The sequence below is a fragment of the Chromobacterium sp. ASV23 genome, assembly GCF_016428945.1.
GTDB classification, from domain to species: Bacteria; Pseudomonadota; Gammaproteobacteria; order Burkholderiales; family Chromobacteriaceae; genus Chromobacterium; species Chromobacterium sinusclupearum.
In genome coordinates this window covers 55,005-70,213 of sequence record NZ_JAELTR010000018.1, presented here as the reverse complement: position 1 = coordinate 70,213, position 15,209 = coordinate 55,005, and the positions used below count along the sequence as shown (strand labels likewise).

General features: G+C 64.8%; 17 protein-coding genes. 12 read left to right on the top strand and 5 right to left on the bottom strand.

The window, feature by feature from the left end; translation table 11 throughout:
- The 12 genes from lptA to JHD59_RS09945 all read left to right on the top strand — a co-directional run.
- Nucleotides 1–362 (top strand): lipopolysaccharide transport periplasmic protein LptA (gene lptA / locus JHD59_RS10000; protein ID WP_199154110.1); only part of this gene is annotated, 362 nt, incomplete at its 5' end.
- Nucleotides 359–1,087, top strand: coding sequence for an LPS export ABC transporter ATP-binding protein (lptB, locus tag JHD59_RS09995; protein WP_103318628.1), 729 nt, complete (start codon nucleotides 359–361; stop codon nucleotides 1,085–1,087). The genes lptA and lptB, both read left to right, overlap by 4 nt.
- A 3-nt stretch (nucleotides 1,088–1,090) precedes the next feature.
- On the top strand, nucleotides 1,091–2,491 hold the full coding sequence (locus JHD59_RS09990) for an RNA polymerase factor sigma-54 (RefSeq protein WP_199154109.1): 1,401 nt from the start codon (nucleotides 1,091–1,093) through the stop codon (nucleotides 2,489–2,491).
- A gap of 69 nt (nucleotides 2,492–2,560) precedes the next feature.
- The gene (gene raiA / locus JHD59_RS09985; RefSeq protein ID WP_103318631.1) at nucleotides 2,561–2,887 is read left to right on the top strand and encodes a ribosome-associated translation inhibitor RaiA; all 327 of its coding nucleotides are present in this window, start codon (nucleotides 2,561–2,563) and stop codon (nucleotides 2,885–2,887) included.
- 122 nt (nucleotides 2,888–3,009) lie between these two features.
- The gene (ptsN, locus tag JHD59_RS09980; protein ID WP_043627216.1) at nucleotides 3,010–3,471 is read left to right on the top strand and encodes a PTS IIA-like nitrogen regulatory protein PtsN; all 462 of its coding nucleotides are present in this window, start codon (nucleotides 3,010–3,012) and stop codon (nucleotides 3,469–3,471) included.
- Nucleotides 3,464–4,420, top strand: a complete 957-nt coding sequence (hprK, locus tag JHD59_RS09975) for an HPr(Ser) kinase/phosphatase (protein ID WP_043627218.1) — start codon at nucleotides 3,464–3,466, stop codon at nucleotides 4,418–4,420. Before ptsN ends, hprK begins: the two co-directional genes overlap by 8 nt.
- Nucleotides 4,401–5,243 carry an RNase adapter RapZ gene (rapZ, locus tag JHD59_RS09970; RefSeq protein ID WP_199154108.1) on the top strand — a complete coding sequence of 281 codons (843 nt, stop codon included), beginning with the start codon at nucleotides 4,401–4,403 and terminating at the stop codon, nucleotides 5,241–5,243. The genes hprK and rapZ overlap by 20 nt, the downstream gene beginning before the upstream one ends.
- Nucleotides 5,244–5,284: 41 nt before the next feature.
- Nucleotides 5,285–5,893, top strand: a complete 609-nt coding sequence (locus JHD59_RS09965) for a flavin prenyltransferase UbiX (protein WP_103318635.1) — start codon at nucleotides 5,285–5,287, stop codon at nucleotides 5,891–5,893.
- Nucleotides 5,894–5,895: 2 nt separating this feature from the next.
- The gene (locus tag JHD59_RS09960) at nucleotides 5,896–7,362 is read left to right on the top strand and encodes an NAD(P)H-hydrate dehydratase (RefSeq protein ID WP_199154107.1); all 1,467 of its coding nucleotides are present in this window, start codon (nucleotides 5,896–5,898) and stop codon (nucleotides 7,360–7,362) included.
- A gap of 72 nt (nucleotides 7,363–7,434) precedes the next feature.
- A complete protein-coding gene (locus tag JHD59_RS09955) occupies nucleotides 7,435–8,358 on the top strand; it encodes a DMT family transporter (RefSeq protein WP_199154106.1) in 924 nt (307 codons plus the stop codon).
- Between the two features lie 108 nt (nucleotides 8,359–8,466).
- Nucleotides 8,467–10,014 carry a sensor histidine kinase gene (locus JHD59_RS09950; protein WP_199154105.1) on the top strand — a complete coding sequence of 516 codons (1,548 nt, stop codon included), beginning with the start codon at nucleotides 8,467–8,469 and terminating at the stop codon, nucleotides 10,012–10,014.
- On the top strand, nucleotides 10,011–11,603 hold the full coding sequence (locus JHD59_RS09945) for a DUF3369 domain-containing protein (RefSeq protein WP_199154104.1): 1,593 nt from the start codon (nucleotides 10,011–10,013) through the stop codon (nucleotides 11,601–11,603). Before JHD59_RS09950 ends, JHD59_RS09945 begins: the two co-directional genes overlap by 4 nt.
- 68 nt (nucleotides 11,604–11,671) lie before the next feature.
- Here the strand turns inward: JHD59_RS09945 and JHD59_RS09940 are convergent, their stop codons facing one another.
- From JHD59_RS09940 to lpxK, 5 genes are all read right to left on the bottom strand, one after another.
- Nucleotides 11,672–12,289: a hemolysin III family protein gene (locus JHD59_RS09940; protein WP_103318643.1), complete on the bottom strand. Its 618-nt coding sequence runs from the start codon at nucleotides 12,287–12,289 to the stop codon at nucleotides 11,672–11,674.
- Nucleotides 12,290–12,457: 168 nt separating this feature from the next.
- Nucleotides 12,458–13,114, bottom strand: coding sequence for an adenylate kinase (gene adk, locus JHD59_RS09935; protein WP_106077356.1), 657 nt, complete (start codon nucleotides 13,112–13,114; stop codon nucleotides 12,458–12,460).
- Between the two features lie 135 nt (nucleotides 13,115–13,249).
- Nucleotides 13,250–14,008, bottom strand: coding sequence for a 3-deoxy-manno-octulosonate cytidylyltransferase (gene kdsB, locus JHD59_RS09930; protein ID WP_199154103.1), 759 nt, complete (start codon nucleotides 14,006–14,008; stop codon nucleotides 13,250–13,252).
- Nucleotides 14,005–14,187: a Trm112 family protein gene (locus JHD59_RS09925; RefSeq protein WP_071109009.1), complete on the bottom strand. Its 183-nt coding sequence runs from the start codon at nucleotides 14,185–14,187 to the stop codon at nucleotides 14,005–14,007. Before JHD59_RS09925 ends, kdsB begins: the two co-directional genes overlap by 4 nt.
- Entirely contained in the window at nucleotides 14,177–15,196 is a 1,020-nt protein-coding gene (gene lpxK, locus JHD59_RS09920) for a tetraacyldisaccharide 4'-kinase (protein ID WP_199154102.1), read from the bottom strand. The genes JHD59_RS09925 and lpxK overlap by 11 nt, the downstream gene beginning before the upstream one ends.
- Between the last annotated feature and the right edge of the window lie 13 nt (nucleotides 15,197–15,209).

The following is a 15,209-nucleotide window of genomic DNA, read 5'->3' as shown; positions in this document are numbered from 1 at the left end:
GGCTGAATTCCGACCAACTGACCGTCACCCAGGACAAACAAGGCAACCAGACCATGCACGCCACCGGCCGCATCGTCACCTTCCGCCAGAAAATGGACCGCGACGGCGGCTGGGTCGAGGGCCAAAGCAGCGTGCTCGACTATGACAGCGCCAAACACCTGGTGGTGCTGACTGGCAATGCCCGCGTCAAGCGCAACGGCGACCTCTCCATCGGCAACGTCATCCGCTACAACACGCTCGATGAAACCTTCGAAGTCGTAGGCGGCGGCCCTTCCGCCTCGGGCAAGGGCCGCTCCGTGGTGATCCTGCAGCCGAAGAAGACGGCCTCGCAGCCGGCGGCCAGCGGAGCCGCCAAGCCATGAAGCACAGCGTTCTCACCGTCTCGAATCTGAAAAAGCGCTTCAAGAAGCGCACCGTGGTCAAGGATGTCTCGCTGAACATCGAAAGCGGCGAAGTCGTCGGCCTGCTCGGCCCCAACGGCGCCGGCAAGACCACCAGCTTCTACATGATCGTCGGCCTGATCGGCGCCGACGACGGCGACATCCGGCTGGACGAACAATCCATCACCCATTATCCGATACACCAGCGCGCCCAGCTGGGCCTGGGATATCTGCCGCAGGAGGCGTCCATCTTCCGCCGCATGACAGTGGAGGAGAACATCACCGCCATCCTGGAAATCTCCGGCCTCAAGGGCAAGGAGCTGGAAAAGGAACTGGACCTGCTGCTGGACGACCTGAACATCGGCCATCTGCGCGACAGCAACGCGCTGGCGCTGTCCGGCGGCGAGCGGCGCCGGGTGGAAATCGCCCGCGTGCTGGCCACCCGGCCGCGCTTCATCCTGCTGGACGAACCGTTCGCCGGCGTCGATCCGATCGCGGTAATCGATATTCAGAAAATCATCTCCTTCCTGAAAGAGCGCGGCATCGGCGTGCTGATCACCGACCACAACGTCCGTGAGACGCTGCGCATCTGCGACCGCGCCTACATCATCAGCGACGGCTCGGTGCTGGCCTCCGGCCAGCCGGAGGAGCTGGTCAACAACGACAAGGTGCGCAAGGTTTACCTTGGCGAACATTTCCACCTGTAAACCATGAAGCAGGCACTACAGCTCAAGGTTTCGCAACAGCTGACGCTGACCCCGCAGCTGCAGCAGTCGATCAAACTGCTGCAACTGTCCACGCTGGACCTGCAGGCCGAGGTGGAGCGCTTTCTGCTGGACAACCCGCTGCTGGAACGCGGCGACGAGCCGCGCGACAGCGACGCGCCCACGGAGGCGGCGGAAGCGCGGGAAACCACGGAGAGCGAAGCGGCAGACAGCCGCGACGACAGCGCCGGCGAGCTGCTGGACTGGGGCGCCGGCAGCCGCCACGGCGGCGACGACGACTACGACCCGATGCTCAACGTGCCCTGCCCGGTCAGCCTGCGCGAGCACCTGCTGGCGCAGCTGGGCGAGATCGCCTTGCCGCGCCGCGACGAGGCCATCGTGCGGCTGCTGATCGAGGAGCTGGACGACGACGGCTACATGCCGCAAAGCCTGGACGAGCTGGCCAGCCATCTGCCGCTGGAGCTGCAGCTGGAAAGCGACGAGCTGGCCGTGGGCCTCGCCCTGCTGCAGCAATTCGACCCAGCCGGCGTCGGCGCGCGCACGCTGGCGGAATCGCTGCAGCTGCAGCTGCAGCGGCTGTCCGCGGCCGAACCTGGCCATGCGCTGGCCCTGGCCATCGTGCGCGAACATCTGGCGCTGCTGGGCGGCCGCGACTACGCCAAGCTGAAAAAGCTGCTGGCTTGCAACGACGCCGAACTGCGCGCGGCGCAGGCGCTGATCGCCCGCCTCAACCCGCACCCGGCCACCGGCTTCCATCACGGCGATGTCCACTACGTGATCCCCGACATCAGCGTGCGCAAGCTGCGCGGACGCTGGGTGGCGGAGCTGAACCGCTCGGCCGTGCCGCGGCTGCGCGTCAACCAGCTGTACGAGCGCATGCTGGCCGACAGCCGCGGCCAGGGCGGCGAGATGTCCGCCCGGCTGCAGGAGGCGCGCTGGCTGGTCAAGAACATCCAGCAACGGTTTGACACCATCCTGAAAGTGGCGGAAGCTATTGTCGAGCGTCAACAGTTGTTCTTTGAACAAGGCGAAGTGGCGATGCGGCCGCTGATTCTGCGCGATATCGCGGAAGAGCTGGGCCTGCACGAATCCACCGTATCCCGCTCCACCAGCCAGAAATACCTGCTTTGTTCGCGAGGTTTGTTCGAGCTCAAGTATTTCTTCGGCAGTTCGTTGGAGACTGAAAGCGGTGACGAGTGTTCCGCCACCGCCATCAAGGCTCACATCCGCAGCATGATAGAAGGCGAAAACCGGGCGAAGCCGCTGTCGGACAGCGCCCTCGCCGACGCGCTGGCCAAGCAAGGAATACAGGTTGCCAGACGCACCGTAGCCAAGTATCGTGAAGCCATGCAGATTCCGGCGGTGAATCTGCGCAAGGCGCTGTAAGAGCCTGCACAAGAATACAATGCCGCCCGACAACCCGCCCGGGCGGTCAACACCAGAAGGAGCTAGGGTATGAACCTCAAAGTAACTGGCCTGCACCTGGAAGTCACTCCGTCGCTGCGCGAATACATCGAGAACAAACTGGAGCGCATTACCCGCCATGTCGACAACGTGATCGACATCTCCGTGACCCTGTCGGTAGACAAACTGGTTCAAAAGGCTGAAGTCAATGTGCATCTGTCCGGCAAGGACATCCACATCGAGGCTACCGAAGCCGACCTCTACGCCGCCATCGACCTCTTGATGGACAAGCTGGACCGCCAAGTGCTGAAGCACAAGGAAAAGCTGACCGAACACCGCGTGCAAAGCTCCGGCGAAGTCCAGCAGCCCTCGCTGTGACGCCTAGTTGAAAAGGACGGGAACCGGGCGGTTCCCGTTTTTCTTTGCGCTTGCCGGTTTTCAGTACTATCAAGGCAACGTAGAATTCCGGGTTTATCAAAGAGCCGCATGCATAATCCAATATGAATCTCATCGGCAAGATACTGACTCCGGACCATGTATTGCTGGATCTGGATGTCTCCAGCAAGAAGCGGGTGTTCGAGCAGGTCGGTCTCCTGGTGGAAAACACACGCGGCATCGCCCGCAGCGAAATCTTCGACAGCCTGTTCAGCCGCGAGAAGCTCGGCTCTACCGGGCTGGGGCAAGGCGTCGCCATCCCGCACGGACGCGCGCGCGGCCTGAAGGAAGCCACCGGCGTGTTCATCCGGCTGAAGGCCCCGATCCCGTTCGACGCGCCGGACGGCAAGCCGGTGCAGTGCCTGTTTGTGTTGCTGGTGCCGGAGCATGCCACCGATCTGCATCTGCAGGTGCTCTCGGAATTGGCGCAATTGTTCTCCAGCCGGCAGATGCGCGAGAAAATGCTCAGCATCGGATTGCGCGACGAGCTCTACCAGCAGCTCTGCGATTGGACCCCTAATGCCTAGCATTACCGTACGCCGCCTGTATCAGGAAAATCAGCAGAAGCTGAACCTGACCTGGGTCGCCGGCACCGGCGGCTCGGACAACGTCATCGGCAACGACGACCAGCGCCCCACGCTGGCGCTGGTGGGCCACCTGAACTTCATCCACCCCAACCGCGTCCAGGTATTGGGCCTGGCGGAGGTCGACTACCTGAACAAGCTGGAGCAGTCGGCCGCCAAGACCGCGCTGGACCAGCTGTTCCACAAGAGCATGTCGGTGGTGATGGTGGCCAACGGCCAGCCGGTGCCGCGGCTGTTGCGCGACTACTGCCACAGCCACAACGTGCCGCTGATGACCAGCACGCTGGAAAGCCCGTACCTGATGGACGTGCTGCGCATCTATCTGGCGCGCGCGCTGGCGGTGTCCACCGTGCTGCACGGCGTATTCCTCGACGTGTTCGAGATCGGCGTGCTGATCATGGGCGACTCGGCCATGGGTAAAAGCGAATTGGCGCTGGAGCTGATCTCGCGCGGCCACGGCATGGTCGCCGACGACGCGGTGGAGCTGTACCGCATCGGCCCGGACACGCTGGAAGGCCGCTGCCCGCCGCTGCTGCGCGACTTTCTGGAAGTGCGCGGCCTGGGCATCCTGAACATCCGCACCATCTTCGGCGAGACCGCCGTCCGCCCCAAGAAAGTGCTGAAGCTGATCATCCACCTGGTGAAGGCCAACGACCAGGCCATGCAGGCGCTGGACCGGCTGAACATCCAGTCCGAAACCCAGGACATCATAGGCGTGACCGTGCGCAAAGTGGTGCTGCCGGTGGCTGCCGGCCGCAACTTGGCGGTACTGGTGGAAGCCGCCGTGCGCAACTACATCCTGCAGCTGCGCGGCATCGACAGCACCCGCGAGTTCATCGAACGACACACCAATTTCTTGCGAGACCAGGAAAATGCGCCTGATATTGATTAGCGGCCTGTCCGGCTCCGGCAAATCCGTGGCCTTGCGCGCCCTGGAAGACTCCGGTTTTTACTGCGTGGACAATCTGCCAGCCAATATGCTGCCGGAAGCCATGGCCATGTATGCAGAGTTCGGCTACAGCGACATCGCCATCAGCGTCGACACCCGCTCCGGCCCGTCGCTGGGCGCGCTGCCGCAAGTCGTGACGCAGCTGCGCGGGCAAGGCATAGACGTGCGCCTGCTGTTTCTGGAAGCCAAGCCCGCCACGCTGGTCAAACGCTTCTCCGAGACCCGCCGCCGCCACCCGTTGGCCGGCTCCGGCATCACCGTGGAAGAGAGCATCCAGGTCGAGCAGGAGATGCTGGGCGGCGTGCAGGAACTCGGCACCCGCATCGACACCAGCGAACTGTCGGCCAATGCGCTGCGCAGCTGGATACGCGAACTGGTGGACGCCGACAGCAGCCGGCTGACGCTGATTTTCCAATCTTTCGGCTTCAAGCATGGCGTGCCGCAGGACGCCGATTTCGTGTTCGACGCCCGCTGCCTGCCCAACCCGTATTACGATCCGCTGCTGCGTCCGCTGACCGGGCGCGACCAGCCCATCGTCGACTTCTTCGCCCAGCACGCCGAAGTGGCCGACATGATAAACGACATCCAGTCGCTGGTCGCCAAGTGGCTGCCCTGCTACAGCAAGGAAAACCGCAGCTACCTGACGGTGGCCGTCGGCTGCACAGGCGGCCAGCACCGCTCGGTCTTCATCATCGAAAGCCTGGCCCGCGCCTTCGCCGACCAGCAAGTGCTGGTGCGCCACCGCCAGTTGCACCCCGACCATTGAACAGGACGCGGGCGGCAACGCCCGCCCCTGGAGACTGCCCGATGTCCCGCCGCCAAACCGTCACCGTCGCACTTACCGGCGCCTCCGGCCTGCCCTACGGCCTGCGCCTGATCGAAACCCTGCTCGCCGCAGGCATCCGGGTGTGGGTGCTGTATTCGCAAGCCGCGCAGATCGTGGCCAAGCAGGAAATGGAACTGACGCTGCCATCGCGCCCGGCGGAAATGAAAGCCTGGCTGCTGCAGCGCTATCCAGCCGCGCCGGACCTGCTGGAAGTCTACGGCCGCGAGGAATGGTTCGCGCCGGCCGCCTCCGGCTCCAACCCGCCGGACGCCATGGTGGTGTGCCCGTGCTCCATGGGCACCTTGGCGGCCATCCGCCACGGCATGAGCGACAACCTGATCGAACGCGCCGCCGACGTCTGCATCAAGGAGCAGCGCAAGCTGGTGCTGGTGCCGCGCGAAACGCCGCTATCGGCCATCCATCTGGAAAACATGCTGGAACTGGCGCGCCTGGGCGTGGTGATCCTGCCGCCGTCCCCCGGCTTCTATACTCATCCCAAGAGCGTGGACGACATGGTGGACTTCGTCGTCTCGCGCGTGCTGGATCAACTGGGCGTGGAGCAGACGCTGACGCCGCGCTGGGGGGAATAAGCATGGACGGCGGCCCTATCCTCAGCCTGCCAGGGCTGCGCCAACTGGAGCAGTCCTCCGAAGCCGCCGGCCTGGACCTGATGCGCCGCGCGGCGCAAGCCGCCGCCGACTGGACCGCTCAACATGTCCCCGCGGCCTCCCGCCTGCTGGTTTGCGCCGGCCCCGGCAACAATGGCGGCGACGCCTTGTACGCCGCGCTGGCGCTGCATCAGCGCGGCTACCGGCTGGACATCCTGCAACCGTCGCCGCCGGCCAGCGCGGCCTGCCGCGCGGCGCGCCTGGCGGCGGAACAGGCCGGCCTCGCCATCTGGCCAACCCTGCCGGATGACTATCCGGCGCCGGCCCTGCTGATCGACGGCCTGTTCGGCATCGGCCTGTCGCGGCCGCTGGACGCAGGCTGGCAGCGGCTGATGCATGCGCTGAACGCGCTGGCCTGCCCCAAGCTGGCGCTGGACTGCCCCAGCGGCCTGGATGCCTACACCGGCCAACCGCTGGGCGCGGCCCTGCGCGCCGACCACACCTTGACCTTCCTCTGCCATAAGCCGGGCCTGTTTGGCGGCCCTGGCGCCGACTTGGCCGGCGCGGTGACGCTGGCCCGCTTGGACTGCCCGGCAAATCTATACCCGCCAGCCGAAGGCGCGCTGAATGCGCCCGACGTCTCGCCGCTGGCACGGTCGCGCGACAGCCACAAAGGCAGCTATGGGAGCGTCTGCATCTTGGGCGGCGCGCCGGGCATGCTGGGCGCGGTCTTGCTGGCCGGACGCAGCGCGCTGCGCGGCGGCGCGGGCAAAGTCTATCTGTGCCCGCTGGACGACCGGCTGCCGGTGGACCCGACCACGCCGGAACTGATGATACGCCCGGTCGACGAAATGGCTGCGCTGCCGAGCGCGGACGTCATCGCCGTCGGCCCCGGCCTGGGGCAGCAGCCTTGGGCTGAGCAACTGCTGGAGCAGACGCTGGCGCAAACCCAGCCCCTGGTGCTGGACGCAGACGCGCTGAATCTATTGGCCGCCCGTCCCGCGCTGGCCGCCAAGCTGGCCGCCCGCCCCTTCCCGACCGTCCTCACGCCGCACCCGGCGGAAGCGGCGCGTCTGCTCGGGCTGGACACCACGGCCCTTCAGGCCGACCGGGTGCGGCATGCGCGCGCGCTGGCGGCGCGTTTCCACTGCGTCGTCGTCCTGAAGGGCGCCGGCAGCCTGATTGCTCGGCCTGACGGCTACTACCTGGTCAATGCCTGCGGCGGGCCGGAGTTGGCCGCGGCCGGCCAGGGCGACGTGCTGACCGGCCTGCTCGCGGCCCTGCTGGCGCAGCGCCTGCCGGCATTTGAAGCCGCGGCGCTGGCGGTGTGCCTGCACGGACTGGCCGGCGACGACTATCGTCTCGAAACCGGCGGACCGATAGGCCTGACCGCCTCCGCCACGGCGGAGCGAATCAGCCGCGTCGCCAACAGGCTGCTCGCCGCGCGCTGAACGCCGCCTTTGCCGCCGACCGCGGTTTGTGGTTAACATCGACCAGGCACCCCCACCCTCCGGAGAGTTGTCTTGTCGCTCCAGCATAATCAGAAAAAAGCCTATGCCTTCGGCCTGGGCGCCGTGCTGGCATGGTCTACCGTCGCCAGCGCCTTCAAGCTCAGCCTGCAATACCTCAGCCCGATGCAACTGCTGCTGTACGCCAGCATCGCCTCGCTGCTGGCCCTGCTGTCCATCCTGGCCTGGCAGCGCCGCCTGCCGGAACTGGCCGCGGCTTTCCGGGCGCATTGGAAATGCTCGCTGCTGTTCGGCGCCGTCAACCCGTTCGCCTACTATCTGGTGCTGTTCCAGGCGTATTCCCTGCTGCCGGCGCAGGAGGCGCAGGCGATCAACTACACCTGGGCGCTGACCATGACGCTGCTGGCCGTGCCGCTGCTGAAACAGGCGCTGAGGCTGCAGGACGCGGCCGCGGCGCTGATCTGCTACCTCGGCGTGCTGGTGATCGGCACCCGCGGCCAATTGCTGGAGCTGCACTTCTCCAACCAGTTGGGGGTGCTGCTGGCGCTGTGCTCGACGCTGCTGTGGGCAGGCTACTGGATCTTCAACACCCGCGACGCGCGGGAACCGGTGCTGGGCCTGACGCTGAACTTCGCCTGCAGCCTGCCCTTGAGCCTGGCCTGGTGCGCCTGGCACGGCCAACTGGCGCTGCCCGCCTGGCAGGGGCTGGCCGGCGCCGCCTATGTCGGCGCGCTGGAAATGGGCTTCACCTTCGTGCTGTGGCTGACGGCGATGAAGCTGACGCGCAGCACCGCCAGCATCGCCAACCTGATTTTCCTGTCGCCGCTGGTCTCGCTGCTGCTGATCCACCTGCTCGTCGGCGAGGCCATCCTGCCGTCGACGCTGCTGGGATTGGCATTGATACTGGGCGGGCTGGCGGCGCAAAAACTGCCGCTGGGCCGCCGCGCGCGCGCGCAGTTGGCGGACGGCCAGAGCTGAGTCGGCGCGGAAACGCGCCACGGGTTGCGGCCTCCGATTCGATCACTCATGGAAATTCACGCCCGATCTGCCTACGATTGACTTTGAGGGCACGACTAAGCAGGCACCATGAAAAGCATCAAGACAAGGCTTATGCTATGGCTGATGGCCTGGATCACTGTCATTCTGGGCAGTACCGGCCTGTATTTCTACCTACACGACTACGGGATAGACCAGAGCGATTTCCAAACCCAACGCGCAGCCGTGCGTTCCCGTTTGTCGCTCTCCCTGCCCCATGGCATCTGGCAGCTGGATGATGAAAACGTCAGGCTGGCGCTGGACAGCGAATTGAGCTGGCCATCAGTGATCGCCATCAACGTCAAGGGAGAAAGCGGCCTGAACCTGGGACGCACGCGCGACAACAACGGCAATCTGCGCGACATGCTGCCCAACGAGCATCCCAAGGCGGACGATGTGCTCGGCATTCCCATCATCTATCAGGGCAAGGAACACCTGGGCACCGCCACCGTCTACCTGTCGCACGAGGCCTTGCGCGCGCGGGAAAACCAGCACTTGATCACCATCATCGCCCAGATCCTGCTGCTGGACGGCATGATCTTCTTCATCATGTCGTTCAACCTGCAACGCTTCATCTTCCAGCCGCTGGCCAAACTGCAGCAGGCGCTGAACACCGCCATCCGCGCGCCGGACGCCAGCGGCGCCCAGATCACCCATCTGGCGGACGACGAAATCGGCGGCATCGTCAACGGCTTCAACCGCATCGTGGCCCGCACCGCCGCCGACCTGGTGAAACGGACGGCGGCGGAGGCGATCGCCCGCGAGGAAAAGGAAAAAGCCCAACAGGCCTACAGCCAGCTGATCGCCACTCAAGAAACCCTGGTGGAGGCGGAAAAGATGGCGTCCTTGGGCAGCCTGGTCGCCGGCGTCGCCCACGAAATCAACACGCCGGTAGGCATCACGCTGACCGCCGCCTCGCACCTGGGCACCGCCACGTCACACATCACCGGCAAACTGGAAAGCGGCAACGTCAAAAAAAGCGATTTCCAGAGCTATCTGGAGACGGCGCAGGAGTGCTGCGAGCTGATCCTGGCCAATTCCGAGCGCGCCGCCAACCTGATCCACAGCTTCAAGCAGGTGGCCGTGGACCAGACCAGCGAGGCGCGCCGCAGCTTCCACCTGCACGACTACCTGAACGAAGTAATCACCAGCTTGAAACCGCGTTTCAAGCACACCAAGGTCAATATCGACATACAATGCGAAGAAGACATCCTGCTGGATAGCTATCCTGGCGCCCTGGCCCAGGTGCTGACCAATCTGGTTGTGAACGCCCTGATTCACGGCTACGAAAGCGGCGAAATAGCCGGCGTCATCCTGATAGAAGCTCATCGCCACGACGACCAACATGTATCCCTGACGATCAGCGACAACGGTAAGGGCATCGCGGCGGAGAACCTGGGCCGCATTTTCGACCCGTTCTTCACGACGCGTCGCGGCAGCGGCGGCAGCGGACTGGGCCTGAACATCGTCTACAACATCGTTCGGCAGCGGCTGGGCGGTAACATCGAAGTGCACAGCGAGCTGGGGCAAGGCACCCGCTTCAAACTGGAAATGCCGTGCATCGCCCCGACAGTCCAGCATAAGGAGAATGTGGCATGAGCAGCAAAACCCTGCCTCCCGACGAAGACAACTGGTTGCTGGACGACAGCGACGGCGACGTCCCGGCCCGCCCTTCCGAGATGCGAAAGCCATGGAAGGTGTTGATCGTCGACGACGAGAAGGACGTGCACACCGCAACCCGCATCGCGCTGCGCGGCATCAGCTACAAGGAACGCCCGCTGGAACTGCTCAGCGCCTATAGCGGCGGCGAGGCCTTCCAGTTGCTGAAACAGCATGCCGACATCGCGCTGATCATGCTGGACGTCGTGATGGAAAGCGAGGACGCCGGCCTCAGGCTGGTGCACCGCATCCGCGAAGAGCTGGCGAATGGCGTAGTTCGCATCGTGTTGCGCACCGGCCAGCCCGGCCAGGCGCCGGAGCAGGAAGTCATCCTCAACTACGATATCAACGACTACAAGACCAAGACCGAGCTGACCACACAGAAGCTGTTCACCACCACCATCGCCTCGCTGCGCGCCTATGAAAACATGGTGTCGCTGGAAAAGAACCGCCAGGGGCTGGCCAAGATCCTGGAAAGCGCGTCGGATCTGTACCAGCTGCATTCGCTGCGCGAGTTCGCCTCCGGCGTGCTGCGCCAGATCAGCGCCCTGCTCGACATCGGCACCGACGGCATCCTGTGCGTCCGCAACGAGAACCACAGCGGCCGGCCGGAACTGGAAATCCTGGCGGTATCCGGCTCCTACGAGTACCTGGCGGAAAAAGGCGACCTCTCTACCGAGCCCAAGCTGCAGGCGATCTTCCTGCAGGTGTTCCGCGAAAAACGCAGCATCTATCAGCATCCTTACGATGTGCTGTACATTTCCTCGCGCAACCGACGCGAGTTCGCGGTGCACTTCATGCCGCAATGGCCGCTGGATTCGGTGGAGTGCGACCTGCTGGACGTGTTCTGCCAACGCATCTCCGCCGCCTACGACAACCTTTACCTGTACAACCAGTTGCGCAGCGCGCAGGAAGCCACCGTGGTGGCGCTGGCGGACCTGGCGGAATTCCGCGACACCGATACCGGCGACCACGTGCTGCGGGTGCAGAAGCTGACCGACGCCATCGCGCAGGAAATGTTGATGAACAATCACTATCCGGAACTGATGACCCGCGAGTTCCTGGACATGGTGGGCATGGCGAGCATCCTGCACGACATCGGCAAAGTGGCGACGCCGGACCATATTCTGCTGAAACCCGGCAAGCTGGACCCGGAGGAGCGCGCCATCATGGAACAGCACGCCGCCATCGGCGCGCAAATCCTCGCCAAGTCGGCGAAGATGGTCGACGGCGCCAGTTACCTGGCCCTGGGCTCGGAGATCGCCGGCGGCCACCACGAACACTATGACGGCAACGGCTACCCGCGCAAGCTGAAGGGTCAGGACATTCCGCTGTCGGCGCGCATCGTCGCCGTGGTGGACGTGTTCGACGCGCTGCTCAACAAGCGGCCGTACAAGGAACCGTGGAGCATGGAAGAGACCATGAAATACATCAACGGCCGCGCCGGCAGCCAGTTCGACCCGCTGGTGGTCTCCGCGCTGAGCCGGCTGGTGGAAGAAGACAGGTTGCCGGTCAAATTTGGCGACTAGCCGGTTTCAAGCAAAGCAAACGGCAGCCTGTTCTGGCTGCCGTTTTCATGGATTCCGACGCCAAGCCGTCAGGCGACGTAGTTCAACACGCACATATACTGGCAGATGCTGCCGCCCAGCACGAACAAGTGCCAGATGCCGTGGCCGTGGCGGATCTTTTCGTCGTTCAGAAACCAGTAGATGCCGACGCTGTACAGCACGCCGCCCAGCGCCAGCCAGAACAGCCCGCCCGGCGCCAGCGCCTCGATCAGCGGCTCGATGGCGATCAGCACCAGCCAACCCATCGCCACGTACAGAATCATCGACAGCACGCGGGTGCGCCGACCCAGCGTCAGCTCCTGCACAATGCCGAATAGGGCCAAGCCCCAGCTCAGGCCGAACAGCGTCCAGCCCCAGGCACCGCGCAGCGTCACCAAGGCGAACGGCGTGTAGCTGCCGGCGATCAAGAGATAGATCGCGGAGTGGTCGCACTTCTGCAGAATGGCCTTGGCTCGGCCCTGGAAGCTGTGATACAGCGTAGAAATCAGATACAGCGTCACCAGCGTGCCGCCATACAGGCTGAAGCTGACAATCTTCCACGGATCGCGTTGCGACGCCGCTTCCACCACCAATACCACCAGTCCGACTATCGCCAGCACCGTGCCGGCCAAATGGGAATAGCCGTTGAAACGTTCCCCGTGATACATATTATTATCCCCGCCCGGCCCCCTCGGCCGGCCTCGTCGCGCAAATTGCTTGGAGCCGCCATGGCTCCGCCGGGTTCCATTGTCCCTCTTCCACCGGCCTGAAACCAGCGTTTTGCGCAAACAAAAAGCGGGCCCATGGCCCGCTTGCGCGTCAGGACTGCCGCCGGATCAGGCGCCCAGCGCCTTCAGCACATCGTCACGCACGGTTTCCACCGCGCGGGTGCCGTCGATCTTGACGTATTTCGGCGCCTTGGCGCTGCCGCCGGCAGCCAGTTTGCCGTAGAAGCCCACCAGCACGGCGGTCTGCTCGTGGTAAACCGACAGGCGCTTCTTCACGGTTTCTTCCTGGTCGTCATCGCGCTGGATCAGGTCTTCGCCGGTCACGTCATCCTTGCCGGCCACTTTCGGCGGGTTGAAGGTGACATGATAGGTGCGGCCGGAGGCCAGGTGCACGCGGCGGCCAGCCATGCGCTCGATGATGGCGGCATCCGGCACGTCGATTTCCACCACGTAGTCGATGTCCACGCCAGCGGCGATCATCGCCTCGGCTTGCGGAATGGTGCGCGGGAAGCCGTCAAACAGGAAGCCATTGGCACAGTCGGCCTGAGCGATGCGCTCCTTGACCAGGCCGATGATGATGTCGTCGCGAACCAGGCCGCCTGCGTCCATGATGGCCTTGGCTTCCAAGCCCAGCGGCGTGCCGGCCTTGACGGCGGCGCGCAGCATGTCGCCGGTGGAGATTTGCGGAATGCCGAATTTCTCGCGGATATAGTTGGCTTGGGTGCCTTTGCCGGCGCCCGGCGCGCCCAACAGGATCAATCGCATGTGTTTGACTCCAGTCTGTTTTGAATTATGTGTTGTATGTTGAGACGCCGACAAAAACTCGCACCGCGCACGAGCCAAGCCGCGCCCCGCAGGCGGCGCGAATCGGCTCAACCGTGTTGTCAGCGTGTTAGCCCGTCAGGCCGCGAACAGCCGGCGCACTCGTTCCAGGTCTTCCGGCGTATCCACTCCGGCGGCCGGCGCCTCGCTCGCCACCGCCACCATGATGCTGTAACCATGCCAGAGCACGCGCAATTGTTCCAGCGCTTCGTATTGCTCCAGCGGGCCCGGCGCCAGATTGGCATAGTCGGCCAGGAAGCCGGCGCGGTAGCCATACAGGCCGATATGGCGATAAACCGGCAAACCGGCGGGCAGCGTCGAGCGGTCGGCGGCATAGGCGTCGCGGGCATACGGAATGGCCGCGCGGCTGAAATAAAGGGCGCGGCCATGCTTGTCCAGCGCCACTTTCACCACATTGGGATTGAAGTGATCGGCTACGTCGTGAATGGCGTGCGCCAGCGTCGCCACCGGCGCGTCGGTCTCTTCCAGCAGCTCGGCCAACCGGTCGATCAGCGCCGGATCGATCAGCGGCTCGTCGCCCTGCACATTGACCACGCGCGCATCGACCGGCAGCGCCAGCTTGGCGGCCACCTCGGCCAGGCGGTCGGTGCCGCTGGCATGGTCTTCGCGGGTCAACACCGCCTCCACGCCGTGCGCGGCGCAGGCGGACAGGATATCCGCGTGGTCGGTGGCGACGATCACCCGAGCGGCGCGGCTCTTCGCCGCCTGCTCGGCCACGCGCACCACCATGGGTTTGCCGGCGATGTCGGCCAGCGGTTTGCCCGGCAGGCGGCTGGAAGCCAGCCGCGCCGGGATCACCACGATGAATCCGCTCATTTCACTTCTTCTTCCGGCGGCAGTTCGCGCGCTTCCGACTCCAGCATCATCGGGATGCCGTCCTTGATCGGGAAGGCCAGGCGGTCGCCCTTGCAAATCAGCTCGTCCTTGCTCTTGTCGAACACCAGCGGGCCCTTGCACAGCGGGCATACCAGAATTTCCAGAAATTTAGCGTCCATGTTCCATCTTCAAGCGGGCTAGTATCCAGTCGCACAGATCAGGCGCCAGCATGGCCTGAACCGGCAAAACCCATAGTCTAGCACGCTGCGCCGGCTCATGAACCACGCGCGCGAGCTTGACCGCGTCCTTGCTGGTGACGATCACCGCATCGGCATCGACGGGCAAATCGCCCGCCCCAAACGCGTGATGATCGGGAAAGGACAGAGCGCGGCTGACCGCGATGCCCTGCCCCGCCAGCGTGTCGAAAAAACGTTGCGGATGGCCAATGCCAGCCAGCGCCGCCACCTGCTGCCCGGCGAAATCGTCGGCCGCCCGGGTGCGCTCGGGGTCATCCAGCGCATGGCAGCGCCCCGCGCGCAGCGTCATCGCGAAGCGCGGCAAGCCATCCGGCAAGAGCAGGTCGCCGCCCTCGCCATTCACGACGACTGCGTCCACGCTGCGCAAGCGGGACGGCGGCTCGCGCAGCGGGCCGTTGGGCAGCAGCCGGCCGTTGCCCAGCCCGCGCCGCCCGTCCAGCACCACGATCTCCAGATCGCGCGCCAGGCGGTAGTGCTGCAGGCCGTCGTCGCTGAGGATCAGTTCGAGATCAGGGTGCAAGGCCAGCAGATGGCGGCCGGCGGCAACGCGGTCGCGCCCCACCACCACCGGCGCGCCGGCGGCCGCCAGCAGCAGCGGCTCGTCGCCCACTTGCGCCGGATCGCCGTCCGGCTTCACCTCGATCGGCGTCGCCGCGCTGCCGCCGTAGCCGCGGCTGATCACGCCGACCTTGACGCTGCGCGCGGCGAACGCGCGCAGCAGCGCCAGCGTCAGCGGCGTCTTGCCGACGCCGCCGACATTGATGTTGCCGATCACCACCAACGGCACCGGCAGCTTTTCGCTCGATTTCCAGCCGCGGCGGAACGCCTGGCGGCGGACTGCAGCCAGCAGCGCAAAAAGCCCTTCCAGCGGCGCCAGAAGGGCTGTCAACCAGCCGCGCGGCCGGTACCAGTGTTGTTCGATCAGACTCATGCCGCTTTCGGCT

Bases quoted from the DNA above. Each gene is read 5' to 3' on its own strand.
- JHD59_RS09990 (WP_199154109.1), top strand. From the start codon at position 1,091: ATGAAGCAGGCACTACAGCTCAAGGTTTCGCAACAGCTGACGCTGACC.
- kdsB (WP_199154103.1), bottom strand. From the start codon at position 14,008: ATGAGCGGATTCATCGTGGTGATCCCGGCGCGGCTGGCTTCCAGCCGC.
- rapZ (WP_199154108.1), top strand. From the start codon at position 4,401: ATGCGCCTGATATTGATTAGCGGCCTGTCCGGCTCCGGCAAATCCGTG.
- JHD59_RS09925 (WP_071109009.1), bottom strand. From the start codon at position 14,187: ATGGACGCTAAATTTCTGGAAATTCTGGTATGCCCGCTGTGCAAGGGC.
- adk (WP_106077356.1), bottom strand. From the start codon at position 13,114: ATGCGATTGATCCTGTTGGGCGCGCCGGGCGCCGGCAAAGGCACCCAA.
- JHD59_RS09940 (WP_103318643.1), bottom strand. From the start codon at position 12,289: ATGTATCACGGGGAACGTTTCAACGGCTATTCCCATTTGGCCGGCACG.
- JHD59_RS09965 (WP_103318635.1), top strand. From the start codon at position 5,285: ATGTCCCGCCGCCAAACCGTCACCGTCGCACTTACCGGCGCCTCCGGC.
- JHD59_RS09960 (WP_199154107.1), top strand. From the start codon at position 5,896: ATGGACGGCGGCCCTATCCTCAGCCTGCCAGGGCTGCGCCAACTGGAG.
- JHD59_RS09950 (WP_199154105.1), top strand. From the start codon at position 8,467: ATGAAAAGCATCAAGACAAGGCTTATGCTATGGCTGATGGCCTGGATC.
- raiA (WP_103318631.1), top strand. From the start codon at position 2,561: ATGAACCTCAAAGTAACTGGCCTGCACCTGGAAGTCACTCCGTCGCTG.
- ptsN (WP_043627216.1), top strand. From the start codon at position 3,010: ATGAATCTCATCGGCAAGATACTGACTCCGGACCATGTATTGCTGGAT.
- JHD59_RS09945 (WP_199154104.1), top strand. From the start codon at position 10,011: ATGAGCAGCAAAACCCTGCCTCCCGACGAAGACAACTGGTTGCTGGAC.
- lptB (WP_103318628.1), top strand. From the start codon at position 359: ATGAAGCACAGCGTTCTCACCGTCTCGAATCTGAAAAAGCGCTTCAAG.
- lpxK (WP_199154102.1), bottom strand. From the start codon at position 15,196: ATGAGTCTGATCGAACAACACTGGTACCGGCCGCGCGGCTGGTTGACA.
- hprK (WP_043627218.1), top strand. From the start codon at position 3,464: ATGCCTAGCATTACCGTACGCCGCCTGTATCAGGAAAATCAGCAGAAG.